Annotated in this window: 24 protein-coding genes; 10 read left to right on the forward strand and 14 right to left on the reverse strand. The window is 44.3% G+C overall.

Annotated elements, in window-relative coordinates; all coding sequences use genetic code 11:
* Positions 1-99: 99 nt before the first annotated feature.
* The 6 genes from JGK14_RS10930 to JGK14_RS10955 form a co-directional block, all read right to left on the reverse strand.
* Entirely contained in the window at positions 100-774 is a 675-nt protein-coding gene (locus JGK14_RS10930) for an SDR family oxidoreductase (RefSeq protein ID WP_293197244.1), read from the reverse strand.
* Positions 775-938: 164 nt separating this feature from the next.
* The gene (locus JGK14_RS10935; protein ID WP_293179678.1) at positions 939-1,550 is read right to left on the reverse strand and encodes a class I SAM-dependent methyltransferase; all 612 of its coding nucleotides are present in this window, start codon (positions 1,548-1,550) and stop codon (positions 939-941) included.
* A 128-nt stretch (positions 1,551-1,678) separates the two neighbouring features.
* Positions 1,679-2,746, reverse strand: a complete 1,068-nt coding sequence (gene bioB / locus JGK14_RS10940) for a biotin synthase BioB (RefSeq protein WP_293179681.1) — start codon at positions 2,744-2,746, stop codon at positions 1,679-1,681.
* Between the two features lie 17 nt (positions 2,747-2,763).
* Entirely contained in the window at positions 2,764-4,071 is a 1,308-nt protein-coding gene (gene bioA, locus JGK14_RS10945; RefSeq protein ID WP_293314007.1) for an adenosylmethionine--8-amino-7-oxononanoate transaminase, read from the reverse strand.
* Positions 4,072-4,200: 129 nt separating this feature from the next.
* Entirely contained in the window at positions 4,201-5,706 is a 1,506-nt protein-coding gene (locus JGK14_RS10950) for an adenylate/guanylate cyclase domain-containing protein (protein WP_293179687.1), read from the reverse strand.
* Positions 5,707-5,986: 280 nt separating this feature from the next.
* Complete coding sequence (locus JGK14_RS10955) at positions 5,987-7,462, reverse strand: adenylate/guanylate cyclase domain-containing protein (RefSeq protein WP_293179690.1); 1,476 nt, start codon at positions 7,460-7,462, stop codon at positions 5,987-5,989.
* A 292-nt stretch (positions 7,463-7,754) separates the two neighbouring features.
* Here JGK14_RS10955 and JGK14_RS10960 point away from each other — a divergent pair, with 292 nt between their 5' ends.
* The gene (locus tag JGK14_RS10960; RefSeq protein ID WP_293197242.1) at positions 7,755-8,504 is read left to right on the forward strand and encodes a class I SAM-dependent methyltransferase; all 750 of its coding nucleotides are present in this window, start codon (positions 7,755-7,757) and stop codon (positions 8,502-8,504) included.
* Positions 8,505-8,632: 128 nt separating this feature from the next.
* On the opposite strand, the gene JGK14_RS10965 is transcribed toward JGK14_RS10960, so the two are convergent.
* A complete protein-coding gene (locus JGK14_RS10965) occupies positions 8,633-9,019 on the reverse strand; it encodes a hypothetical protein (protein ID WP_293179696.1) in 387 nt (128 codons plus the stop codon).
* Between the two features lie 185 nt (positions 9,020-9,204).
* Positions 9,205-10,092, reverse strand: a complete 888-nt coding sequence (locus tag JGK14_RS10970; RefSeq protein ID WP_293179809.1) for an ABC transporter permease — start codon at positions 10,090-10,092, stop codon at positions 9,205-9,207.
* Positions 10,093-10,198: 106 nt separating this feature from the next.
* On the opposite strand from JGK14_RS10970, the gene JGK14_RS10975 reads away from it, so the two are divergent.
* The 5 genes from JGK14_RS10975 to JGK14_RS10995 all read left to right on the forward strand — a co-directional run bounded on the left by JGK14_RS10975 (position 10,199) and on the right by JGK14_RS10995 (position 11,908).
* Positions 10,199-10,456 (forward strand): hypothetical protein, encoded by a 258-nt coding sequence (locus JGK14_RS10975; RefSeq protein WP_293179699.1) that lies wholly within the window; start codon positions 10,199-10,201, stop codon positions 10,454-10,456.
* 103 nt (positions 10,457-10,559) lie between these two features.
* A complete protein-coding gene (locus tag JGK14_RS10980; RefSeq protein ID WP_293179702.1) occupies positions 10,560-10,976 on the forward strand; it encodes a XisH family protein in 417 nt (138 codons plus the stop codon).
* The gene (locus tag JGK14_RS10985; protein ID WP_293179705.1) at positions 10,964-11,299 is read left to right on the forward strand and encodes a XisI protein; all 336 of its coding nucleotides are present in this window, start codon (positions 10,964-10,966) and stop codon (positions 11,297-11,299) included. Before JGK14_RS10980 ends, JGK14_RS10985 begins: the two co-directional genes overlap by 13 nt.
* 17 nt (positions 11,300-11,316) lie before the next feature.
* On the forward strand, positions 11,317-11,802 hold the full coding sequence (locus JGK14_RS10990) for a hypothetical protein (protein WP_325315054.1): 486 nt from the start codon (positions 11,317-11,319) through the stop codon (positions 11,800-11,802).
* Entirely contained in the window at positions 11,786-11,908 is a 123-nt protein-coding gene (locus JGK14_RS10995) for a hypothetical protein (RefSeq protein ID WP_293179711.1), read from the forward strand. Before JGK14_RS10990 ends, JGK14_RS10995 begins: the two co-directional genes overlap by 17 nt.
* Positions 11,909-11,953: 45 nt before the next feature.
* On the opposite strand, the gene JGK14_RS11000 is transcribed toward JGK14_RS10995, so the two are convergent.
* Positions 11,954-13,024 carry a hypothetical protein gene (locus tag JGK14_RS11000; protein WP_293179714.1) on the reverse strand — a complete coding sequence of 357 codons (1,071 nt, stop codon included), beginning with the start codon at positions 13,022-13,024 and terminating at the stop codon, positions 11,954-11,956.
* Between the two features lie 389 nt (positions 13,025-13,413).
* Here JGK14_RS11000 and JGK14_RS11005 point away from each other — a divergent pair, with 389 nt between their 5' ends.
* Positions 13,414-14,028 (forward strand): Uma2 family endonuclease, encoded by a 615-nt coding sequence (locus JGK14_RS11005; RefSeq protein WP_325315055.1) that lies wholly within the window; start codon positions 13,414-13,416, stop codon positions 14,026-14,028.
* A 106-nt stretch (positions 14,029-14,134) separates the two neighbouring features.
* On the opposite strand, the gene JGK14_RS11010 is transcribed toward JGK14_RS11005, so the two are convergent.
* The 4 genes from JGK14_RS11010 to JGK14_RS11025 form a co-directional block, all read right to left on the reverse strand.
* Positions 14,135-14,470: a DUF433 domain-containing protein gene (locus JGK14_RS11010; RefSeq protein ID WP_293193185.1), complete on the reverse strand. Its 336-nt coding sequence runs from the start codon at positions 14,468-14,470 to the stop codon at positions 14,135-14,137.
* Positions 14,471-14,636: 166 nt separating this feature from the next.
* Positions 14,637-15,659, reverse strand: coding sequence for an ABC transporter ATP-binding protein (locus JGK14_RS11015; protein ID WP_325315062.1), 1,023 nt, complete (start codon positions 15,657-15,659; stop codon positions 14,637-14,639).
* Positions 15,660-16,418: 759 nt separating this feature from the next.
* Positions 16,419-16,607, reverse strand: coding sequence for a hypothetical protein (locus tag JGK14_RS11020; RefSeq protein ID WP_015175516.1), 189 nt, complete (start codon positions 16,605-16,607; stop codon positions 16,419-16,421).
* A gap of 380 nt (positions 16,608-16,987) precedes the next feature.
* A complete protein-coding gene (locus JGK14_RS11025) occupies positions 16,988-17,911 on the reverse strand; it encodes a histone deacetylase family protein (RefSeq protein ID WP_293179726.1) in 924 nt (307 codons plus the stop codon).
* 403 nt (positions 17,912-18,314) lie between these two features.
* Between JGK14_RS11025 and gyrA the strand changes: the two genes are divergently transcribed.
* Positions 18,315-21,026 carry a DNA gyrase subunit A gene (gene gyrA / locus JGK14_RS11030; RefSeq protein ID WP_293206594.1) on the forward strand — a complete coding sequence of 904 codons (2,712 nt, stop codon included), beginning with the start codon at positions 18,315-18,317 and terminating at the stop codon, positions 21,024-21,026.
* Between the two features lie 190 nt (positions 21,027-21,216).
* The gene (locus tag JGK14_RS11035) at positions 21,217-21,870 is read left to right on the forward strand and encodes a Uma2 family endonuclease (protein WP_293212601.1); all 654 of its coding nucleotides are present in this window, start codon (positions 21,217-21,219) and stop codon (positions 21,868-21,870) included.
* A gap of 182 nt (positions 21,871-22,052) precedes the next feature.
* Here the strand turns inward: JGK14_RS11035 and JGK14_RS11040 are convergent, their stop codons facing one another.
* On the reverse strand, positions 22,053-22,913 hold the full coding sequence (locus tag JGK14_RS11040; RefSeq protein WP_293219205.1) for a Uma2 family endonuclease: 861 nt from the start codon (positions 22,911-22,913) through the stop codon (positions 22,053-22,055).
* 570 nt (positions 22,914-23,483) lie between these two features.
* Between JGK14_RS11040 and JGK14_RS11045 the strand changes: the two genes are divergently transcribed.
* The gene (locus JGK14_RS11045) at positions 23,484-25,154 is read left to right on the forward strand and encodes a hypothetical protein (protein WP_293236505.1); all 1,671 of its coding nucleotides are present in this window, start codon (positions 23,484-23,486) and stop codon (positions 25,152-25,154) included.
* The last annotated feature ends 6 nt before the right edge of the window (positions 25,155-25,160 follow it).

The raw sequence follows: 25,160 nt of genomic DNA on the forward strand, positions 1-25,160 counted from the left end.
TGGGGTGGGCTTCTAGCCCGCCCAGAATTTTTTTGAACAGGCAAGATGCCTGTTCCACAAGCAATGAATTATCTTGTGGGGTGGGCTTCTAGCCCGCCCCTAGAAATTTAATACCTCATATTCGAGATTCCCATAAACCATTTGTTTGTCAACTGCCGACAAAACTTTATTATTAGCAGCATCCGAAACTAAACACTGACAAACTAACTGCGCTACATCCGCCCGGTGAATCGTTCCCGCAACTCGACAATCTTCTGTTAACACACCATTGCCCGTCGCAGGTTCCGATTTCAATCCGCCCGGACGAATTACAGTATAAATCATCCCGCTTGCGATTAAATGATTTTCGGCTTTTTCCTTTTCAAGTAATACCGGGCGCAACGTTTCTAAAGCTTGCGGTGGTAAAGCCGCAGCAGTGTTACCGCTACCGATGGATGAAACTAAAATAAATTTTTGTACGCCCGCTTTGACAGCAGCATCAATCAAGTTTTTGTTTCCCAAATAATCGGCTCTTTCCCCATCTTTTGGCAAGCCGCCAATGGTGCTGATTGCGGCATTGATTGGTGCGCCTCCAGCCATCGCAGCTTCCACAGCCGCTGTATCCAAAGCATCGCCTGTCATGACTTTGATGCCCATTGCTTCTAATTCGGTGCGGTGGTTGGGCGATCGCAAAAGTGCAGTTACTTGTATATTTTGTGCTACCAGACATTTGGCGATTTCTAAGCCAACGCCTCGACTAGCACCCGCTAAAAAGATATGCAATTTCTCTGTCATTTTAATCTTGTTTTAAGTTGGGAAGGAGTTAGTTTTTTGACTGTGGGTTATTATACAACAATTCTCGCTTAATTGGTGAGTTTTGTTTTTTTTAACCGCAGAGGGCGCAGAGGGCGCAGAGGAAGAGAGGGGAATGATTCGCAATCGCCAGTATTGCCTTTTGGTTAGATTTTTTTGCCTACGATTACTACCCAAGATTGAGCTTCGCGCGGCAAACCGGGAGGGCGGTAGTAGTGGCTGACAATGGCAAATCCTGCTTGTTCCAAACAAGGTGCTAAAGTTTCGTATTCCCATCCCGCAGTATAGCGTTTTCCTGTCGGTCTCTCGTCGTAGCCTTCCCAATTTCCCCGACACATTGACATGACAATTGCACCGCTAATAACTAAGGTTTTGTGCAAATCTTGCAGCACTTTCACCATGTTGTCGCTGGGAACGTGAATTAGGGAAGCATTGGCAAAAATACCGTCAAATTCAGCCTTTGGTAAGTCGAGTTCAAGAAAAGATTGCTGCAAAACTTCGCAGCCGGATAACTTCTTGGCTATTTGTACAAAAGCTGGAGTTGCATCTAAGCCTACAACGGTATGTCCTTGGCTCTTGAATGCTACTAAATCTCGTCCTGGCCCGCATCCTATATCGAGTATTTTACCGGGGTTGCGGGGCATGGCAGCGGTTAGTGCGGATCGATTTTGGGATACGTCGTGATGCCATGTTCCTTCTCGGAAAGATTCGGCGGTTGTCTGGTATTCTGCGATCGTAATTTCTTCGCGTTTGTCCACAATTCCCCCTCTTGTATGATTTAAAATTGATTCATTCAAAAAGACCGGGCGAATGAAATTCGCGTCTACAAAGACAAAACCCGCCTCCGCGGGTTGAAGAATTGGCGGTAAAAATTAGGTGATCTTCTTTAGTCCGCGGAGGCGGACATCGTTTGTGTAGACGCGGTTTCAACCGCCGTCTTATCTTCGGAAAATTCGATCGCAAATCCCCGATCTTCGGGAGATTCGATCGCAAATCCTGCATCTCGAATCATATCCCAATCTTGATTGGCGCTTTGTCCGGGAGTTGTGAGATAATCGCCCACAAAGATCGAATTAGCAGGGTAAAGTCCCAGAGGTTGCATCGATCGCAAATGCACCTCCCGTCCCCCAGCAATCCGAATTTCTTGGCTGGGAAGCAAAAATCGGAACAAGCAGAGAATCCGCAAACATTGGCGCGGATTTAAGCGATTAACGTCCGCAAAGGGCGTTCCGGGAATCGGAATGAAAAAGTTGACCGGTACGCTCGTAACGCCCAAATTCCGCAGCGACAGCGCCAAATCGATCGCATCGTCATCCGATTCGCCCATCCCCAAAATTCCGCCGGAACAAGTTGTGATTCCGGCTGCTTTGACGTTTTCGACTGTTTCCACGCGATCGCCAAAAGTGTGAGTTGTGCAGATGTCCGTGTGGTACGATTCGGAAGTGTTGAGATTGTGGTTTACGCGATCGACTCCCGCCTTAGCTAAACGGTGAGTTTGCTCCTCGGTCAACAACCCCAAACAAGCACAAATTTTTAGGTTATGATTAGCCTTGACCGTTTCTACAGCATCCAAAACGCGATCGAAAGTAGATGCACTTGGTTGGCGGCCAGAAATCACCAAACAAAACGTACCAGCTTTTAAATCTGCTGCGCGTTGGGCTGCATCCAGAATTTTTTCCTTAGCTAACAGCGGATACTTTTCTATTTCCGCACTCGAAATTTTCGACTGAGAACAATAATGGCAATCTTCAGGACAAAGACCACTTTGAGCGTTTAACAAATAGTGCAACCTGACGCGGTTTCCCCAGTAGTGGTGGCGCACCCGATAAGCTGCGTTTAGTTGTTCCAGCAAAACCTCATCCGGCGCGCGCAATACAGCCAAAGATTGCTCGCGAGAGAGACATTTTCCCGCCAGCGAGTCATCAGCCAAATCGTTCCAATTGGGTAAATTCATTACTAAAATTTAAGGGTTTACAGAGTATCCAAAACCTGACGAATTACCCGATAAATCGATTCTAGTTCATCAGGAGAAATGCAATAGGGAGGCATCAAGTAAAGCGTATTTCCCAAGGGGCGGAGCAAAAACCCCGCTTCCAGAAATCTGGCTTTCAATACAGGGGCGATGTCATTAAAATAACCGGAAACGCTTTCCGTTTTCACATCCATTGCTGCGATAGTGCCGCAAGTCCGAATCCGTTCGAGTTTAGGATGATCTATCAGCCATTGATTCAGGTATTTGCGGTGCAGTTTTTCCATTCCTTGATAGGCATTTGGGTTTTGCTCCAAAAGCTCCAGGGATGCTACACTCACCGCACAAGCTAAGGGATTTCCGGTATAAGAATGACCGTGATAAAAAGCTTTGTCCGATTCATCTCGCCAAAAAGCTTGATAAATATGCTCCGATGCCATTGTGACAGCAATTGGCAAGCAGCCGCCAGACAATCCCTTAGACAAACACAGGATATCCGGTGCAGTGTCAGATTTAACAGAAGCAAACAGTTCGCCCGTGCGCCCAAAACCAGTCATCACCTCATCGTAAATCAACAATACATTAAACTGGCGGGCCATTTGTGCGATCGCCCGCAAAAACTCAGGGCGACACATTCGCATACCCGCAGAACCTTGCACCAAAGGTTCGATAAAAATTCCCGCATACCCCTTCCCATGCTTCAACAAAGACTCAAGTTTCTCCAAACTCGCCGCCTCCTTGCTTTCCACCTCATCATCGCCATCAAAAGTCGCAGGAAAAGGCACAACATCCCCAGCAAACATTAAAGGCGCAAAAGGTTCCCACCACAGCGAACTTCTACCCGCAGACATCGCGCCCACAGTATCGCCGTGATAACCTCCCTCAAAACCAATAAAGCTAGTGCGGTTAGTTTCTCCGAGATTTAGCCAATATTGAAACGCCATTTTCAGAGCAACTTCAACAGCAGTCGAACCATTATCAGAAAAGAAAATCCGCGTCAAAGAATCAGGCGTATGAGTTATCAACTTGTCAGCAAGTTTCTGTGCAGGTTCGTGAGTAAATCCCGCAAAGATTACGTGTTCTAACTTTTTGGCTTGTTCGTAAAGAGCCTCAGCCAGAACAGGATGGCTGTGCCCGTGAATCGTCACCCACCAACTAGAAATACAGTCAAGAATTAGCCGCCCATCTTCTAATTCCAGCAGCGATCCTTTGCCGCTAATTACCTTCAGCGGCGCCGGAGCAGTTTTCATTTGCGTGAAGGGCTGCCAAATTGGTGAAGTTGAAGAATTATGTTCCTGCTTCGCAGTCATTTTTACCCCTGCCACTAATATCAACCTGCATTTTAAAGCAATTGTAACTCAATTGTGAACCCTTTATCTTCTCTTCTTTCTTCTTCTCTTTTCTTCCTTTCTTCGTGTCCTTTGCGCCTTCGCGGTTCGTTAAAAAAAATCTAGTTTAGTGTTGGGGGGCGGGGGCGCTGAAACGTCTACCGCCAGATCCGGTATTCCCGGGCGATAGTTGAATTTGTCAGTTAAATTTTTTCTGCCAATCAGCAAATAAGTCGTCATTGCTCCTTTTCCTTTAACATTGATTTTACCGCGTTTTTCCAACACATACCGATCGCGCAGCAATTCATAAGTTGAGCCGCTAACCTGAATTTTACCAGGGAGTCCCTGGGATTCCATGCGGCTTGCTGTATTTACAGCATCTCCCCACAAGTCGTAAATAAACTTTTTAGTACCGATGACACCGGCTACCACAGGCCCGCTATTAATTCCAATGCGGATACTGAGAGGTATATCGGATTCGTCGCGAAATTTCATAATTTCTTGCTGCATTTCCATCGCCATTTCGGCAATACATTCTGCATGATTTGTAGATGGAAGTGGCAAACCGCCTGCTACCATATAATTGTCACCGATTGTCTTAATCTTTTCCAAGCCGTATTTCTCGCTTAAGCAATCGAAAGCTGAAAATATTTTGTTCAGCAGTTCGACTAATTCTGCTGGAGACGTGCGAGAGGATATTTCGGTAAAGCCCACAATGTCCGCAAACAGCACCGTCACCTCAGCAAATCCATCTGCGATATTTATCTGACCTTGTTTTAGGCGATCGGCAATCATTTCAGGTAAAATATTTAGCAGTAAACGTTCCGACTTTTCTTGTTCGGCGCGCAATATTTCCTCAGCTTGTTTCCGCTGTGCAATTTCCTTGTAAACTCGTTGAAACATTTGATTGAAGGCGACCATAACTTCTCCCAACTCGTCATCGCGCTTGACAGAGAGAGAGTAGAAATCAGGTTTTTCTCGATCTTTGCTCAAAGCTACTCCCGCAGCGATCAAATCATCGCGCAATCTCAAGATTGGTGCAATTACTGTCACCCCTAAAAACAGCATAGTTACAGAAGTGACAAAGGCTGATATAATAATAACTAAAATAGCAACACGCCCTATAAATGCGTATAGTTCTGGTTGAACAGTAGAAGCATCATGCCGAACAATTAACGTATAATCTCCTCCCAAATGTCGCTCTGTCCAAGCAATATCGTAGCGCTTGCCATCGAAAGTTTTCTGGCGAATTATACGAGCAAGTTTTAGTTCATCCAAATCAATTTTGGGTGCTTCACCAAGTTGATATATTAGCTGGTCGTCAAATTGGTAAATAGATAGTCCTAATACTACTTGAGAATCCTTAGTAATATTTTTGACTTCTTCTTCAAAGACAGTACGATCGTAAATATCTTGTTTTAGCAAAACCTCTAGAGCCTCAACAGTCGCGTGAGATACCTGTTCCAGTTGATTTAAAAGTTCATTTTCGCGCCGAAAATAAGAGGGAACTAAAATAATTCCCTCTATCACAAGAATACTAGCAAACACCCACAAAGCTATTTGTCTAGACAAGCGAGATTTGAAAAACTCCAAGAATGATAAAATGTGCGCTGACATAAAATTTAGTCTTCTGCAAAGGGCTAATTTAGGACATAGGAAAAGAAACTGGGTTTCTTGTAATAAATTTTGGGTTTTTCAACCAAGATAGGACGGCGGTTGAAACCGCGCCTACACAAACGAAGTCCGCCTCCGCGGACTGAAGAAAGAAGATAGCGTAATTTTAACCGCCCGCTCTTCAACCTGCGGAGGCGGGTTTTTTTGTGTAGAAGCGGTTTCAACCGCCCGGTCTTCCGATCCCAAGCGTATTGGCTAGCTCCTTAATAATATAATAAACAAATTAAACCGAAACTACACTAACTAATCGGGATACAAGTAAATAAGTATTCATATCACCCTTGCCTTTGACATGGATAATTCCTCTGTCTTCAAACAGATACTTATTTTGCAAGATATCGTAAGTTGATTTTGTGACTTGAATCGCGCCTGCAATTCCGTGGGATTCCATGCGGGCTGCTGTATTGACGGCATCGCCCCAGAGGTCGTAAATGAATTTTTTGGTACCAATAACTCCCGCAATCGCAGGCCCGGTATTGATGCCGATCCGAATGTTAATTCCTGAATGATGTTTGGCATTAAATTTCGCTAATTCCTCCTGCATATCTAAAGCCATTTCCGCAATGCTTTCGGCGTGGTTGGTGCTGGGAGTTGGCAAACCTCCGACTACCATGTAAGCATCTCCTATTGTTTTGATTTTTTCCAAGCCATACTTTTCTGTCAAATTATCGAAGGCCGAAAAAATTTCGTTGAGAAAAACTAGCAGTTCTTCGGGAGATATTTGCGCTGAAAGCACGGTAAAGCCGACGATATCGGCAAACAAAATCGTGACTTCGGCGAAGCCGTCAGCAATGCTGCTTTGACCGTCTTTTAGCTTGGCAGCAATGGATTCGGGTAAAATATTGAGCAGCAGGCGATCGCTTTTTTCTTGTTCTTTCAACAATTCTACATTAGTTTCTTGCAATTGTGCCGTGCGTTCCCTGACCCGTTGTTCTAATTGTTTAGCATTTTGGCGCAACCTGCTGAGAGCTAAAGTTAATCCTGCGATGCCTAAAGTTGAAAGTCCTGCTAACAGTAAAAACAGGTCTTTCAGTCCGCTTCTAGTTTTTTGAGTAATGGTTTCTAGAGGTTGAGTAATTTCTAATATCCCGCGCACATCTCCCACTTTCCAGTCTTTTTTAGGACTATCGCGGTTAGTGTTGTGACAGTTAACGCAACTAGGAAGGAGACGATCTGCCTGGGCATATCGAAATGCGGGCTTACCGCGAAAATCCTCAGTGCGGAAAAATTGTCCGGTTGGATTTTGCATCAAATAGGTAATAGCTTGACGCTCAAAATCGTCTCGGGCACCACCTTCTTCTCGCCGCCAGGGAAACGGGTAGTCGCTGTAGAGACGAACTGATACTTCGGGATTTTTGTTGGTAATCTGGTTGCCGAGTTCTATTAAGAAGGTGGCAGGTACGGGAACTGTTACTTTTGTTGATATTGGGTTGTAGTCGTGGGTAAAGTTAATCGCTTTCTTTGTGTTGAGAGGACTGATAACATCAGAACTGTAAAGGGTGCGGGCTTCTTTAATAGCTTGGGCGTAAAGTGTAGCATTTTGGAGGGCTTGCGCTTGTATTAGGGTAGAGGAAAGACGAGACATATTTGCCATCGCTACTCCTACGCCTACACAAAATAAAATTGTCATCAGAAGCAGAATTCGCTTGTAAATTAATTGGTTGATGGCAGCCAGACTGCGAGAAATCAATTTGTCCATGCTATCCTCAAATGTGAGGTTCGATATTGATTTAATTTTATGCACTACTAACATAACACTGCTTTTTCAGAGTGTTTTGCTGTAAAGCAAGACTCGATAGTGCAAGGGATGGTTAATTCTTGTTTACCGCGAGTGTTTCCCTTGTCCGTAACAGTACGCATAACTTTATATATTTTTTAATCTAAATGAAATAAAATATCGGTAAGCACACGGCGCCGTGCCGTTTCCCTACTTCATGCACTTTTTGCTCTATTTCGGTTAGGATGACGATTGTAGTCTCTAATTGGCGATCGTGAATTCTGACTCTACTGTCTCACCTGCACGCAATGAAATTTTTCCGGGAGAAGTTTTTGTCAACACTGCGGATTTTGATACGGGCATTCGGCGACTTTTACCTAAATATGACGAAATGCTGGATGTATTAGTTGGCTGCATTGCTAGCAACAACCACCGCATTTTAGAACTCGGCTGCGGTACGGGGGAACTGAGTTTAAAAGTTCTGCAATGCTACCCGTCTGCGGAAATATTTGCTGTGGATTATTCGCCGCGAATGCTTGATTTTGCCCGCACCAAAATAGAGTCGGCCGGATACGCAGCGCGGTGGACTGGCATAGAATTGGATTTTGGAGAATGGGCGAACAATCCAAATGTTTTAGGTTTGGGGGATAAGTTTAATGCTGCTATTTCATCTCTGGCAATTCACCATCTTGAGGACGAAATGAAGTTGAAGTTGTTTCAACGGATTCGCGAAAGTTTAAATGCTGGTGGCTGTTTTTGGAATGCCGATCCTGTTTTGGCAGAATCAGCAGTAATGAAGGATATTTATCAAGCGGCGCGAGAAGATTGGGCGCTAAGTCAGGGGGAAACTTTAGCCACAATTCGTGCTGGTGTGGGGACGAGTGTGTCTTACGGCTATTCTAATCCCGATCGCCTAGCGACAGTTGCGGCACAGTTGGAAATGCTGGCAAATGCTGGATTTGAGACTGTGGCAGTTCCTTGGAAATACTACGGTATGGCGGTGTTTGGGGGGTTTGTTAGTTAAAGCAAATTGGGCGATTGAAATCGCTGTCGCGAGTCAAACAAAGCAGATTGGGGGATTGAAATCGCTGTCGCAAGTCAAACGAAGTCCGCCTTCGCGGACTAGGAAATGAGCAAACAACAGTTGTAAATTTAAGGGGCGGGGGCAGTAATTTCTGTAGGTGCCGCCCCCGGTGCAGGTGCTGCTTGTTTTTCCAGCATTTGGCGCTGTTTGTTGCGAAAATCGGCGGCGGCGTCGTTCAAATTTTGGCGCTGTTCAGTATTGAATTCTTCGATGCTGCGGCCACCTCCGAGTCTGGATCTGTGAATTAAATCAAATATTCCGCCTCCGGTGCTGCGGCCGGAAAAAGGGTCGGTGTTGTCTTTAGTTTGAAAGTCTTGCAGCGGTTGGGGGTTGTTATTATTTAAACCGCTGGCTTGAGCGAAGGTTGCTTGAGGTGACAAAAGAGCACTGGTGGCGATCGCACTTGCAGCAATCCGCACCATCAATTTGCCCGATTTAGAAGTTTTGTTGTTCATGATTTATTCGTTGTACTTTCAAAAAAACAATTGCTAAGAAGACCGGGCGGTTGAAACCGCGTCTATACATACAAAACCCGCCTCCGCGGGTTGAAGAAGACCAGCCAGTTGAAATTACGTTATTTTTTTCAGTCGGCGTCCGGCGGACTTGGTTTTTGTAGACGCGGTTTCAACCGCCGTGCGATCTAAGCAAACCGGCGCCGCAGCAGGGGTTGAATGCTGAGGAGCGCCACCAAATCAAACGCCAGCAGGACTAATAGCGCTCCTCCAAAGGTAACTGTACCCCAAGGAGCTTGCATTACGACGCTAGCTAGCGACCAATCGCTGTGGAGGTACAAATAGCGGATGGGTTCGATCGCATAACTGAGAGGATTGAGAGTGACGACAACTTGCAGCCAGTCTGGCATAAACGACAGCGGCGCGAGGGCGGTGCTGGCAAATAATAGCGGCAAGTTAGTAACAAAAATTACTGCGATTAATTCTACGTGGCCCGGAAGAGCGAAGGCTAAACCGAGACTGAGGCCGGTGACTCCCAAAACTAATAGTAGGACAATTAGGGCGATCGCGCCCAGTCCAGCAAGTCCGGGGAATCCCGAACCCAAAAAGGCTCCCGCCGTAACGATTGTGCCTGTTTGGATAAAGCTGAGGGTGACGATGAAAATAGCCGAAGCGAGGACTATGGAAAATCTCGAAGCCAGGGGCGCGACTAACAGGCGGTTGAGAAATCCGAATTCGCGATCGAACATAATCGGTAAACCGGCATTCAGCGCGCCTGCAAATGCAGTAAAAACTATTACGCCTGCGCCAAGAAATTGTCCGTAATTCTGGCTTTCGCCGAACAAGCCGGCTGGTGCATTTTTAAACAGAGCTCCGAATAAAACCAACCACATCAGCGGCTGAATAATTCCTGCAACTAGGGTGGAGGGGCGGCGCTGCAATTGAATAAACAGGCGCTTGGTTAGGGCTAGTGTTTCTTGGATGAAGTCGGCCAGCAGGGAACTCGAAGTGTCAGCGGATGGCGTGGTGAGTGGCCGCTGCTGGTTGAGGTTGGGGGATGTAACAGTACCGCTCATAATTGCTTGTGGATTAAATTTAACTATCTTTAGGGTAGCAAGTCTGGAGGGATTGGTGTTGGGCGGGCGATCGCTTTTTGTGTTGGGTTTTGGTAAACTGAATATCATGTTATCCCACACACCAGACCTCGCCGAACAAGTTAATGATTGGGAATTTATCGAATTGTGGGTAGATCCAATTGTTTTTCCGCGTCGAATTTTGATGTTAGTGAGTGGAAAGAATGGAACTTTTTGTATTTATGATCCATCAGCAAATTATAAGTCTCTATTTTCAAGTTCAAGTTATGATAAGACTCATTCATGGCTTTTGGAAGATGAATATGAGCGCTGCGATGGTCGGCTTTTGGCGGAGGAAATTGCTTGAATTTTGCAGAGGAGATATTATGGTAAAATTCAGAAGAATTTCCTCATAATCATCGGAAATTTTAGGATATAATTGTATTGATTAAAAATTGACTTCTTCCAATATGCCAGCCAAAGACCTGTATCATAATGTTGTCAAAAATGCCCTTATCAAAGACGGATGGAGAATTACCCACGATCCCTTGCGATTAAAATGGGGAATTAAAGATATGTACGTCGATTTAGGCGCAGAGCGGATTTTAAGTGCTGAGAAGGCTGGACAGAAGATAGCTGTAGAAGTCAAAAGTTTTGTGGGCGCATCAGACATGAATGACCTGGAGAATGCGCTGGGTCAATACTTAGTTTACCGTTCGGTTATAGCTAGAACTGAACCCGATCGAAAGCTCTATCTAGCTATTACACAATCAGTTTTTAGCGAATTATTGTCTGAACCACTCGGTCAAATTATTAGAGCGGATTATCAAGTATTTTTAATCGTTTTTGCTGAAAAAAATGAGGAGATAGTACAATGGGAAACTTAGAAAATTATCGTCGCATTATCAGAAAAATCCTGACTGAATATGCTCAAATACCTTATGCTTATGGAGATATTCAGATTCAAACGGTTTTTGATAGCGATTCCGACCGTTATTTGCTAATGATATTGGGGCGTGAAAACGATATCAGAGTTCACGGATGTTTAGTTCATGTTGATATTATTGAGGGAAAAATTTGGATTCAAAGAGATGGAACTGAACAGGGAATTGCCAATGAGTTAGTAGCGGGGGGAATCCCCAAAGAACAGATTGTTTTGGGATTTCGTGATCCCAATATTCGGCAGTACACGGGATTTGCTGTAAATTAAATATGGAGGATAAAGCTATGTCATCAAGTGCGATCGGCACTTTGATCAAAATCATGGAAACTCTGCCGGAAACTCTGCAAGATAGAGTTGTTGAACACCTGCAAGAGTACATTCTGAAATCAAATATTACTGTGACTGTGAGTCCAGACGGTAAGCTGGAGATTCCGGCTGAGGTTGAAAGTCAACTAAAGCCAGGGGATAGATATACAGTTACAGTTACAAAAGATAGCATTGTTTTTCAGAAGATGAAAGCAGGTTTTGACTGGGAGGAATGGCGGCGACGTATAGATTCATTACCACCAGATCCAAATCCGATGACAATCGAAGAAATTTGTGAAGTTGTCCGGGAAGTGCGTCGCGAAAAAATTTCTGAAAGAGAGTCACAGCTATTAGAACCACTGTATCAGTTTCAGACACAAATACAGTCTGATACTCAAGTTTTAGAAATACCTTCTATATGCTCAATACCCCAGCCGTCGCGAGTTTATGAAATTGCCCATTGAAGAGAGACGGCGCATTTTAGCAGAACAGGCTGAGGTGATGTTAAGTCATTACCAGGAAGATAGAGAATGGCAAGAATTACAGACAGGAGACTTAATTGACTACTAACTCTCTGTCTCCCAGGGATACGGCTTGTTTTAATTTGGCAAACTTTTACTTACTTTCTTTTTCGCTGTTGTCCTCTTTTTTTGTGATCGCTCGTTTTGATTTGGTCACGGTCTTAGTTTTTTTGCTTTCAGTTGATGTTTTTTTAGTGGGAGTTGTTTTCTTTACATTTGATTTTGTCTTCTTGTCTTCTTTTTGTGTTTCTTCTTCCATTGGCACTATATCTAATAACTTTCCTCTCGGGCTATAAAGATAACAAATAAACCATTCTTTAAAATTTTCAAATTTTTGTTTGTCGCCAAATTGAACAATAGGAATAGTCAACAATTCTCCGTGTCTGGCAAAATATATTCCGATGTTTTCAATGGGTCTGTCATTTGGATTACTATTTACACCACCAATAAGTGATAAAATGTAATACCCTAAAACTTGGTTAATATAATTTCTGTCTAGTTTAAGATTTTTAGTTACTTTTATGTCAATTAGAGTATTGTCAATAATCAGATCCGCGTCTGCATTACCAACTAAGGATGAGCCTGCGCCAAACGTTGGATTCAAATAGCATTTGTCTTTTGCTTGGAAGTTTTTATGGTCAACAAGTGAAATGAGTGATTTTAGGTCTTTGATATCTTCATGGTTATAATTGTCTAGATTCTCGTCGATAAAACCTGCTCTATAAAGCACATCTAGTTTTGCAAGAAAAATTGTATTACAAATTAATTCATCAGTTATCTGTCCGTTGTCAACATAATTATTATAATTAATTTTTGTCTGTTCATATTGATCGGTAATGATTGCTAAAAGGTCTTGTTTTTTGAATAGTTTGTCACCACGAAAGCCGGTCACTACTTCTCCTGTTGACTTTAAATGTAAACATAGCATTTTAAATGAACTATCTGCTACCCAAAAGTTTCTTTGAATACAAGTGTCTTTATTGTGGTATTGTAAATAAAAGCGAAGTAAATAGTCAAAAGCTGTTCCAATAATTCCATAATTAGTTGTCAATGGCGGTGCTTTAAGTTCCGCCTTTAACTTAAAAGATGGTGTTAAAAATTCTGTCTTGAATTTGTCTCTAAGTTCTTGATTATTTCGATCTGACAAGATTGATGTTAAACTCATAAATTGTCTTTGTTAAGTTTTTCTGTTTGAAGATGCTTGACTAGCTGTGAGAGGCTTGAGCATTCAAATAATAACACAATCTGACGCAGGTTAGTAAATTTTATAATCCCAAACCCCAAGAGCGCTCGCCACTGTCTGATTATTTTAGAAACAGGCGATCGCTCAAATCAGCAACGAGATCGAACCTCTCTCGCTTACCGAATTGATGGCAAAATGTCAAGGCTCGCCAGCCGAATCATTTAAAGCAATACATTCTTTAACAAGACGCGGAATAATTGAAAATTTGACCTGTGAAGCTGAAACCGTTTTTACGATGCCACCTGTGTTAAAACAGTATGTTAAAATAGTTGCTGGATAGTCTTAAAAATATAGCTAAATGAGAATCAACCATGACCGCAACTCCTACCCAACTTAAGCAGAACCTCACTTTTGAGCAATTTGTCAAACAACTTCCCGACGAAGACGGCCGCTATGAACTTGTGAATGGAGAAATTGTGAGAATATTACCAATAAGATTGCACGAGACCCTGGCTGAATTTCTTTCAGATAGTTTCAAAGACGAGGTGAAAAGACTCAAGCTCAACTACTGGGTATCTGGCAGATTCATGGTGAGGACTTTAACCTCAAATGGTAGAGAACAAGGTCGCCATCCTGATGTTAGTGTAATAAATAAAACTCTCTGGGAATCACAGCCTTTTGCCTACTCAGCCATAACTGAACCGCTGCAATTAGTTGTAGAAGTTGTATCGACCAATTGGGAAGATGATTATATCGATAAGCTGGATGAATATCAGCGTCTGGGAATTTCGGAATACTGGATTGTCGATTATTTAGCTTTGGGAAGTCGCGATTATTTAGGTAATCCGAAAGTTCCTACAGTTTTTGTTTACTTGCTTGATGAAAATGGGGTTTATCAAATGACGGCTTTTCGAGGAAATGAGCGAATTATTTCCCGAACTTTCCCAGAATTAGCGCTGACAGCAGAGCAAGTATTGGATGTATAGCAGTTGACAGTTGACAGTTGACAGTTGACAGTAGCTGTAGGGTGCGTCGCCATCAAAAATCCTCAAAAAGATCGACAATCTCACAGCGACGCACCTTACAAAATAGTTAACCCTCAAGATTTTTTTGGGCTAACAAACGCGATCGCACAACAGTCAAATCGGGTTGAATGCCCAACAAACGCTGATGAACGGAATCTGCTAATTTCTCGCGATAATTGAGATAAGCTTCCACTACTTCCTGGTGTCGGAGATAATAGCCGATCGCACTATAGACATCAGACAATGACACAGTAGAATAACGCTGCACAATGGATTCCGGCGATGCACCATCTTGAAAAGCTCGAATCACCAATTCCAGCAAAACTCTTGAGTTTCCCACCCGAATAGCACCTGTTGCATCTTCTCGGAAAGGAGGTGCTTCAACTTCTAAAACAAGATTCATCTATTAATATCTCCCAAAATTACTATCGTATTCAACCGTCGAATCATCTTAAATAGGACTAAGGCCAAAGAAACCCGGTTTCTTTACAGATTTCTCGTCACCCAACCAGATTTTCCTGAGAAACCGGGTTTCTGACCCCGCACCCATAATAACCACCTAAACTAAACTACGATCGCATTGCCTGTTTTTGTTCAGCCTTCAAATCCCGATTGCTAGCAGCAGCCAACTCCGCATCCAACAGCGTTTTACCAGTCGCCGCCAAATACACATCATCCAAACTCGGACGAGATTGAGCAATCCCAAAAGTAGGAAGTCCCGCATCTTTCAAGGCTTGCTGAATTGTCACCAGCGCGTCGCTGTGCGGTGTTACTACCAAATTTAGAGAATTTCCTTGGGCGCTGTTGATAATTACTTCTTGGACGAAAGGCAGAGATTCCATTAAAGCTTGGGCTTTTTCGGCTTCTTCCAGTGGCGAAAACTCCCGAATCCGCAGAGTCACCCGATCGCCCCCAACGCGATTTTTCAACTCCTCCGGCGTCCCCTGTGCAATCACCGTACCCTTGTCAATAATCGCCACGCGATCGGCTAAAGCATCCACTTCTTCGAGATAATGGCTGGTAATCAACACCGTCGTACCCTCATCCCGCAAGCGGCGCAGAAAATCCCAAACCACCACCCGGCTTTCAATATCTAGCCCGACAGTCGGTTCATCTAACACCAAAACATCCGGCTGGTGCAGCAATCCAGCGGCCAAATCCAGGCGCTTGCGGATACCGCCGGAATAGGTGCCCGTTTTTTTATTTTCCCACTCCTCCAAACCGAGGAGTTTCACCATTTTGTCAATCCGCCCTTTAATAGTCTTGCGCGGCAAATGGTAAAGCGCCGCTTGCAATTGCAGGAGTTCGCGCCCTGTCAACACCTTATCGAGAGCGACTTCTTGGGCGACGTAGCCGAGTTTCTGTCTGGCCATTCTCGGCTGGCTGACTGCTGAAATGCCTGACACTTCAATACGTCCGCTATCAGGCGCACTCAAGGTACAAAGTACCCGCAGGGTTGTGGTTTTGCCTGCACCGTTGGGGCCTAGCAAACCAAATATTTCCCCCGGTTCTACCTTGAAGGAAACATCTTTAACGGCTTCTACAGTGCCGTAGCGTTTCTGAAGATTTTCAATTAAAACGGCGGGAGCCATATATTTTAAGGATGAACTGGTTGTTAATATTTTGACACTTCTGGGCTTAATTTGCCGGAATGGGCGATCGCACGTTCCGACTTCCTGTGCTTGTGGCGATCGCACATTCCGACTCAACGCGAAACTGCTGATTGTTTTGATTTTTGATAACGGTTTAAAATTTTTGCACTTGATAGCGCTTCCTAATCCCGATCGCCCTCACTCTTTCCTAATCTCAAATATAAAATTTTCTAGCAACCGCGCTCGACGGTTCAGATATTCTTAATGACTGAAAACCTTACGTTCGATTGCTTCTACCTTCTACCCTCTTCTTTCTTCCTTCTTCCTTCTTCCTTCTACCTTCTACCCTCTTCTTTCTTCCTTCTTCCTTCTTCCTTCTTCCTTCTTCCTTCTTCTGTTACCTCCAAACAAGTATGAGTTTTGAGTTAATTCTAACTTGGAAGTTAGCAACTCAAAACTCACATTTTTTAAACAAGTAGAGATGCACCCGAAACCTGTTATTTTATAAATATCTCTACTTCTAGGCGGATGTCGATCGCAATTAGAATCATTAACACCGCTCTCCAAACATTAAACTGTCGCTTAAAAACACGGAAAACTTCCCTAAGTGGCAAGTTCTAATTTTATCCAGTTTGCAAAAGAATGTAACTGTAGGCCCATGTTCTATACCCCGATAATCATCAGTCATTACCAATTCTTTAAGCGAAAATTGAAAAGGCTATGAACTTCTTTCTCGCTCGGGGGTTGGGTGCTGGGTCTTTAATCGACAATTTTCACCCAACCGCGACGCACATTGTACAGCAGTCGGTTGATGATGGCATACTCATCTTCATTCAGGGTTCTTTCTAAGAGTGCGGATCTTAGCTGTCTCCGGTCGTGGCGAGTCACGACACTAGAGAACATGACCTGACCAAATAATTCTTCGAGTGTCATTTGGGAAACGGACATGATAAACCTCCTAGTTGATTGAGAGATATTAAAATATTACAGGCTGATCGTAGTCCTATTATGCTCTGTCCGATCGCCGATTCCTGCGATCGAAAACATTGACACGGTGTGATTTTTAGGCTAAAAATTTGTGACTGAGACTTAGACGCTCAGTGACTCGGATCTTTTAAATTCGTGATGCTTGTCACAGATGTTGACAGTTGACAGTTGACAGTTGACAGTTGACAGTTGATCGAGGGCAGAAGGCAGAGGGGAGAGGTTCGAGGAGAGAAGGCCGATCGGGCGATCGACAAATCTGAGCTTGGACGATCGCCCGCCATTGCTGTCAATCCCCTCCTAATCCCTTCTCAACCTCCTAATCCCGTCTGCCAATTTTGCAGCTAATTGAGGCACCGGTCAATAGTCGCTACAACCGACTCGGCCAACTCTTGCAGCGCGTAACCGCCCTCCAAACCGAAGGCTATGCGGCGAGTGATTTGTAGGCAATATCCCGTGAAAGTACCGAAATCTGACGGCGCCAGATTCATGCTGGCCAGCGGATCCGAGGCTATTGCGTCGTAACCGGCGCTGACAATCAACAAATCTGGTTCAAAATTTGACAAAAACGGTACGACAAGAGATTCAAAGGCGCTCAGGTATTCAGCTATGCCGCCACCCGGATACAGGGGAATATTCAGCACATTGTTGTAAGCACCTTGCTCGTCAGCATCTCCGGTTCCTGGATAGCAGGGAGATTGGTGCAGGGAACAGTAGGCGATTTGCCTGCTGTTTTCCACCAAAGATTGAGTGCCGTTGCCGTGGTGCACGTCCCAGTCTAGGATGGCGACGCGGTTGATTCCCGGCTGTTCCAAGGCATAGCGAGCTGCGATCGCAGCGTTGGAAAACAAGCAAAATCCCATCGCACGGCTGTTTTCGGCGTGGTGTCCCGGCGGTCTGGCGATCGTAAAAGCCGGTTCGTTGGTTGCTAAAACTCGATCGACCCCATCGAGCCAAGCACTCGCCGCCAGCAGCGCTACGTCGTAACTTTCAGCAGAAATCGGCGTGTCACCGTCGAGGTAGCCACCTCCACGATGAGCCAAATGTTCGACTTCTTTGATGTATCTTGGCGCGTGAACTTTTTTGATCGCCGAGAGCAGTTCTGGTTCGCGCTGCGCCACTGGGGTGGGGAGTTGCCACTCAATGCGATCGGCCCAGGGAGCAGCTTTCAGAGCATTGACGATCGCCGTCAAACGTTCTGGTCGCTCTGGGTGAAGCATTCCAGTCTTGTGCAGCAAAAAATCTTCGGAATAGATGACGGGTAGCATCAGCAGATTTTAGATTTTAGATTTTAGATTTTAGATTTTAGATTTTTAGTTTGCTTTAAGAAGGCCTTCGGTTTTGTGAAATTAAAATTGCGATCGGGCCACCATTTTAATTTTTTATATAGCCCTCAAAAAAACTCACCAAAGCATGAAACCAGACCGCCTAAAAAAACCTTTTTAGATTTTGCCAATTGATGACTAAATCACCAACTGTCAATTTACAAATTTCCCTTGTTTCGTCCCTTAATTTTTCTGGCAACTTTCCCATAAAGTTAAGGGCAAATTGTGATATAATTTTAGGAGTAATTTGCAATATTTGGCAGCTCAACTGAATCCAAATCGATTTTATCGCATTTTGGGGATTTATAGCGGTCAAATTTAAAGTTTTAGCGGAGTTTTTCAACCTATGAGTATCTCTGAGTCGCGGATAATCCCGACGGATCTGGGGGGTGAGATGTCCCGATCGTACTTGGAATACGCCATGAGCGTAATAGTCGGTCGGGCGCTACCAGATGCTAGGGACGGTCTCAAGCCCGTTCACCGACGCATTCTCTACGCCATGAACGAATTGGGCTTGACTCCCGATCGACCATTCCGCAAATGCGCCCGCGTCGTCGGGGAGGTGCTGGGCAAGTATCACCCGCACGGAGATACAGCAGTTTACGACGCCCTGGTGCGGATGGCTCAAGATTTCTCCATGCGCGAACGCCTGATCAACGGCCACGGCAACTTCGGCTCCGTTGACAACGACCCGCCCGCTGCCATGCGGTACACCGAATGTCGCCTCACAGCCCTGACGAGCGACTCCATGCTGCGCGACATCGACTGCGAAACAGTTGATTTCGGCGACAACTTCGACGGTTCCCAACAAGAACCCCTCGTACTCCCCGCACGCATCCCCCAAATTTTGCTCAACGGTTCCTCCGGGATCGCCGTAGGGATGGCCACCAACATTCCGCCGCACAACTTGGGCGAAATAATTGACGGTTTGGTAGCGCTAATCCACAATCCAGGCCTTACTGACCTGGAATTGATGCAGTACATTCCCGGCCCGGACTTTCCCACCGGCGGGCAAATTCTCGGCAGAGGCGGCATTCGCGATGCTTACACCACCGGGCGCGGCTCGATTACAATGCGCGGAGTCGCCGGCATTGAAACCATCGAACACGCCGGCCGCCCCGACAAAGAAGCAATTATTATCACCGAATTGCCTTACCAAACAAACAAGGCAGCGTTAATTGAGAAAATTGCCGAACTGGTAAACGACAAAAGATTAGATGGGATTTCCGACATTCGCGACGAAAGCGATAGAGACGGAATGCGGATCGTGATCGAACTCAAACGCGACGCCTATCCCCGCGTCGTCCTCAACAACCTCTACAAACAAACACCGCTCCAATCAAATTTTGGAGCCAATATGTTAGCGCTAGTAAACGGGGAACCCCAACTACTGACGCTCTCACAATTCCTCAATGTCTTCCTAGACTTCCGCATTGAGACAATTACTCGCCGGACTCAATACGAACTCCGCAAAGCAGAAGAACGCGACCATCTCCTGCAAGGCTTATTAATTGCCCTAGACAATTTAGATGCCATTATTCACCTAATTCGTGCCGCTGCCGACTCCGCCGCTGCCAAACAAGAATTGATCGAGAATTACGGTCTTTCCGAACAGCAATCCGACGCAATTCTGCAAATGCAGCTTCGGCGTTTGACAGCATTGGAAGCACAAAAGATTCAGCAAGAACACGAAGAACTGCGAATAAAAATCACCGATTTGGAAGATATCTTGGCGCGCCGGGAACGGATCTTAGAAATCGCTGAAGTTGAAGCAGTCGAAATTCAAACTAAAATCGCCACTCCCAGACGCAGCGTCATCGAACACGCCGAAGGAGAAATAGATGAAAGAGATTTAATTGCCAACGAACAAGCAATTATTCTGATCACAGAGCAAGGCTACATCAAGCGGATGCCTGTCAGCACTTTCGAGGCCCAAAGTCGCGCTACTCGTGGCAAAGCAGGCGCGAAAATGAAGGAAGATGACGGAGTAGAACATTTCCTTTCCTGTTGCGATCACGACAGCGTTTTGTTCTTTAGCGACAGAGGCGTAGTTTACTCTCTCAAAGCTTATCAAATTCCCGTCTGTTCCCGGACGGCGCGCGGCACTCCCGTGGTGCAACTGTTGCCGATTCCTATAGAAGAAAAAATCACTTCTATGGTGTCAGTTACAGAATTCACCAGCGAAGAATACTTGGTGATGCTAACTCGCGGTGGCTACATCAAGAAAACTTCACTTTCAGCTTTTGCGAACATCCGTACTAATGGGTTAATCGCGATTTCTCTAGAAGAAGGCGACCAATTGCGGTGGGTGCGGAGAGCAAAAGTTGGTGACAGCATTATCATCGGTACGCGCCAAGGTATGGCGATTCACTTCCGCACCAATCACGAGCAGTTGCGCCCGGTTGGCCGCGCGACTCGGGGTGTGAAATCAATGAAATTGCGATCGGGCGATGAGTTGATCAGCATGGACATCTTGCCAAGTTCCATTGTTGCCGAAATTGCTGACACAGAAGATTCAGAATTGGAAGGAACAGATATTGCTCCGTTAGAAACGGGCGACTCGGAATTTGAAGGAGTAGAAATTGCTGAATTGGAAACGGGCGATGTGGAATTGGAAGACGAAGAATTAGAACTGGAAGCTGAGGAAATTGAAGGCGAAGATGCCGAAGAAATTCCCACAGTTAATAGCGAAGTTCCTTCGGTGTTGGTAATCACAACTAACGGCTACGGTAAGCGAGTTCCTGTTTCTCAATTCCGCCTACAAAGACGGGCAGGCAAGGGATTAACTGCTACCAAATTCAAGTCGAAAAAGGGCAAGGATCAGGTAGCTGCGCTGCGAATTGTCAACGAAGATGACGAATTGATGATTATTACCAACCGAGGTATTATTATCCGTCAAGCTGTGAGTGCAATTTCCACGCAATCCCGGACTGCAACGGGCGTGCGGGTGCAGCGCTTGGATGAGGATGATTCGATCGTAGCTGTGGCTTTGGTGCCGGCTTCGGGTGAGGAATCGATCGAAGAAGCGCTATCTGAGGAAGCGACAGAAGAGTCCTAGGTTAATGGTTTGTAGGGTGTGCTGCGGTGCACCTTACTGCTGTTGAATGATTAAAGTGCGATCGGCGGTTGAAACCGCGTCTATACAAACGATGTCCGCCTCCGCGGACTAAAGAATCAAGCTAAAATGCGATCGCCCCTACTCAGAAATCTTTCCTCAAAAGTCAAAGATTTTTTTCGGTGATGTAATTATGAGTCAACTCCAAACCCAACTGCTAACGGATACCTGGGTGACAGCGACTTGGGATGAATATATAGAAATCATTAAACAGCCGGAGTACGATCGCGCAAAATGCTATTACTATAACGGACAGTTGAGGATTGAAATGGCAGCAGTCGGGCCAGATCGTGCTGATGACAACGGAATTATTGTCATCTTAATCAATTTATTTGGCCTTGCCAAAGGTATCAAAATGAGACTGCTGGTCAATTGTAGCTATGCCAAAACGGGTGTCAGAGGTGCTCAACCTGATGCTTGTTACTACATCGGAGAGAGGGTGCAAACGGCGCCTCGCGGTAGTTCTGTAGTGAATTTGGAGAGCGCAGCGGCCCCTGATTTGGCGATCGAAATTGCCGACACTTCTCTCGTTGACGATTTGGGTACAAAAAGAATGATTTATGAAGAATTAGGAGTGTCTGAATATTGGGTAGTAGACGTACAAAAAGCCCAAGTTATTGCTTTTAAGATAATTGCTAACCGGGGAAGCGAACGTCTGACAGAATCTCAAATTTTCCCAGGGTTAAAAGTTACTTTGTTAGAGGAAGGTTTGCATCGCAGTCGCCAGACGGACAATACAGAAGTAGGTAACTGGTTTTTAGAGGAAGTTGGCGGGAATCCTCAATAGTATGCGCGGCGTAGCTATCCGGTGAATCGAGCTTTTGGAGTTTTCAACCCAATCACGCAGAAACTGAGTTTTTCTAGGAAAAAGTATCGTTATTGCGATCGTTTCCGGTATAAAAACCCAGTTTCTTAAGGTTTACTGCATAAGTCGTGAATCAGGATCTTTCACGAGATGTTTTGAGTAAGTTATGACAAATAAATTTGTCGTAAGTCTTGTAAACCCTCAACTGTTAACAAGCTAGAAGTTATAGTTTGCAGCAAATTTAGATCGTCAATGGCAGAAATTTCGTCCAAAATCTCTAACCCGGAACTTCCAAACTTAAGCTGTAAACCTAACTGAATGCCTTGCAATAAAGCTTGTTTGGTCTGATTTTGAGATGCAGTTAACTGTAATTGAGATTCAGTTAACTGTGACTGAGTTTGAGAGAGTCGGGCGGCTAATTCCTCGACATTAGGAATAACATTACCCTCAGCATCGCACCATCTTAACCAAGTATCATTGACGCTTTCAAAGACACCAGGCCAGAGGGTTAAACCTAAATCAACTAAGGGAAACCAAGTATCGGTTTTCGGCACATAGCGCCCCCCTTGTAATTGAAAAATCTGTAAAGGGCGATCGCTCAATTCACCCAGAGGATCGTAAACAACATAATACATTACACCCATCAGGGCATAATCAGTAAATTTGCTACCCAATTCATTCCCCGGAGTCGGAGAAACAATTTCGATCGCAATTTCTGGAGGCTTGCCAAATTCCCAGAGTAAATAGGAACGAACATCTCGCCGATCCCAACTATCCGCAACAGTCACATTTAAACTGAGGAATATATCAGGAACAATCGCCGGATGCCGAACTGTACGGAAGATACCCACATTGGCTGCGACAATGAAAGGAATACCATCATTTAACTCATATCCAGAGAGAACTTCCGTAAGCAGTCGCTGTTGTTTTTCGTTAATGAAACTATCCAAGGGAGTATCGTCTTCTTGTACGAGTTGTGTCGTATCGGGGTATTGACTGGGGTCAAGAATTATCTGCTCAGACATGGCTGATTTTGCTAGGATTTAATCGGGTTATGATTGTGCGATTTTCCTATGACAATCTTATCTCAATCTGGCATTTTTGTGTAAATTGTTAACAATTTGTAGGGATTGTGATTATATCATAACTGTAGGGATATGTCACGGCAGTGTCCATACAAGTATGTAGTGAAAATTAAATCATAATTCTATGGCGATCGACTGAGGAATATGCTAAATTTTTAGTCAAGATTTAATTTTGGGCGATCGCCCTTTTTACGTAGAGGCAGTACCCCCATGCCCGCCCTTCCGGGTTTCTGAGGTGTACTCCAACCTGTATGTGTAAAACTGAGATGCTCCCGCCTAGATTGCGTGAAAAAACCCGCTTTCTCAATCAGATTCAGTAAATTTTAGCTCTGAGTTAAATTAGTTATGAACTGCATAAACCTAAACACCCCTGCTGAAATCATAGAAGCCTTCCGTGCTTGCAACAATCCGGGCGAGAAGATTGAGTTATTTGAATGTTTGGCAACTCGCTCCGATCCACCTATTGATGCTTTTCTCCAGATATTAGAAGGGGTTAAGTTAGAAGAGATTGTGGCGCTGACGATTCTAGCATTTGGCAAGATTACGGATGGTGACATTAAAGCACGGCTGAAAGAAAGTAGTGAGTTACTGAGCGTACTGAGTCAGCAGGCTCAGTCGGGCGCAACAGATTTGATTCGATGGGCGGCGGCGACGACTATTGAAACTGTGGGGTTTGATTTTATTACAGTTTCGCAACATCTGAGTGAGGAACCTCGGAAGATTGCTGAGAAGATAGTGCAGTCTAAAATCAGAAGGTTTTCCGACTCGAATCTTGTGAATAGCGATGATTATTATGATGAGTTTGTAATTTTTTGGATTTATGGAGGATTAGAGCGACTCAAATCAATTTCTTCAAATTGTAAATATGCAGAAGGCTCACCAATAGATCGAACCTGTCAGGTAGTTATGAGTTTTCTTGGTTTAAGAGCCATCAAAAATGTTAACGCTGCACTGCAACGAGCCGAGTCTATGGGAGATAAAGCTTCTGCTATTGACGAAAATGAAGTATTTGAGGGCAGCGCTCAAAACATGGCAAAGCAAAAGTTAGAGAGTAAAGTAAATCCTGATGAATTAAATATTTTAATTGAGAACCAATTACATTGTCTTCAGAGTAACAATTTGTCAACTAGAAAATCAGCAGCCCAAATCATCTCCCAATTTGGGACTACTTTTATTGAACAACTAAAACAATCCCAACCTACCCTAGCAATTGCTGTATTTATATTTTCTCAAGACTGGTATAAATTGCAATGGGTTACATCAGGAAAAAAGGATAGTTCAGGTCTTCAGGAATTAATCCAATGTTATGAATTCGATTCTTTGTCTTACAATCAACTAGATTTGATAGCACAAAAATTTGATTTTTTAGCAAACAATTTGACTAGAAAAAAAGTCAAGCAAGATTGTCGAGAATGGTGGAAGCAAGCTTTAAATGATTTAGACAAGCGACAAAAATTAGAACAGCAAAACCAGCAGAAATTGGCAGAAAGGAAACAAAGATTTGAAGAACGCAAGCAGAAATCCATCGCACTCAAAAATCAAATAGAAGCTGTCTTCAACCAAGTTCGTTCATTCAATACCGAATGGTATAATAGATTTTTTGCGAATCCCAGCTTGGCCTCTTTACCAAACTTGACTTTTGAAAGCAACGAGACTGATTATCATCAATTATTTTCGCAGTACGATCAGTGTTTGATAGATCAATTACGGAAAATGGACAAAGAATGGAATTCCTACTGGCGATCGCAAATTAGCCCTCTGGAAACTCAACGCTCGTCTGCTAAATCAGAAGAATCTAAGTTGTCCAAAGATTTACAAAATTCACGGTATGAACAAGAGAATAGTTCCGTCTTAAAATGGATATTAAAATGTATTGTTTGGTACTTTATATATTATTCTATAGTTCATGTCGTCATAGCAGCAGCAGGAGCAGGATGGATTTATTCAATAGTTCATGCCATAGCAGCAGCAGGAGCAGGATGGATTTTTGCAATTTTTGCGTTCGTAGGGTTCATTGTTTCTATTATGTTGACCGGATATTTGTTCTCTATTCCAACTAGACTTTTAGAGAAGACTGTGATAACTGCTCGTGTTAAATGTGAAACGATAGACTCAGAAATTAGGCATTTATACGAAAAACAAGATGAAGTTAGTCAACTGTTACGCCCCTTGATTAAATAGTCCTTT

Origin of the sequence: Microcoleus sp. PH2017_28_MFU_U_A, from assembly GCF_020738035.1 — a bacterium.
Classification (GTDB): domain Bacteria; phylum Cyanobacteriota; class Cyanobacteriia; order Cyanobacteriales; family Microcoleaceae; genus Microcoleus.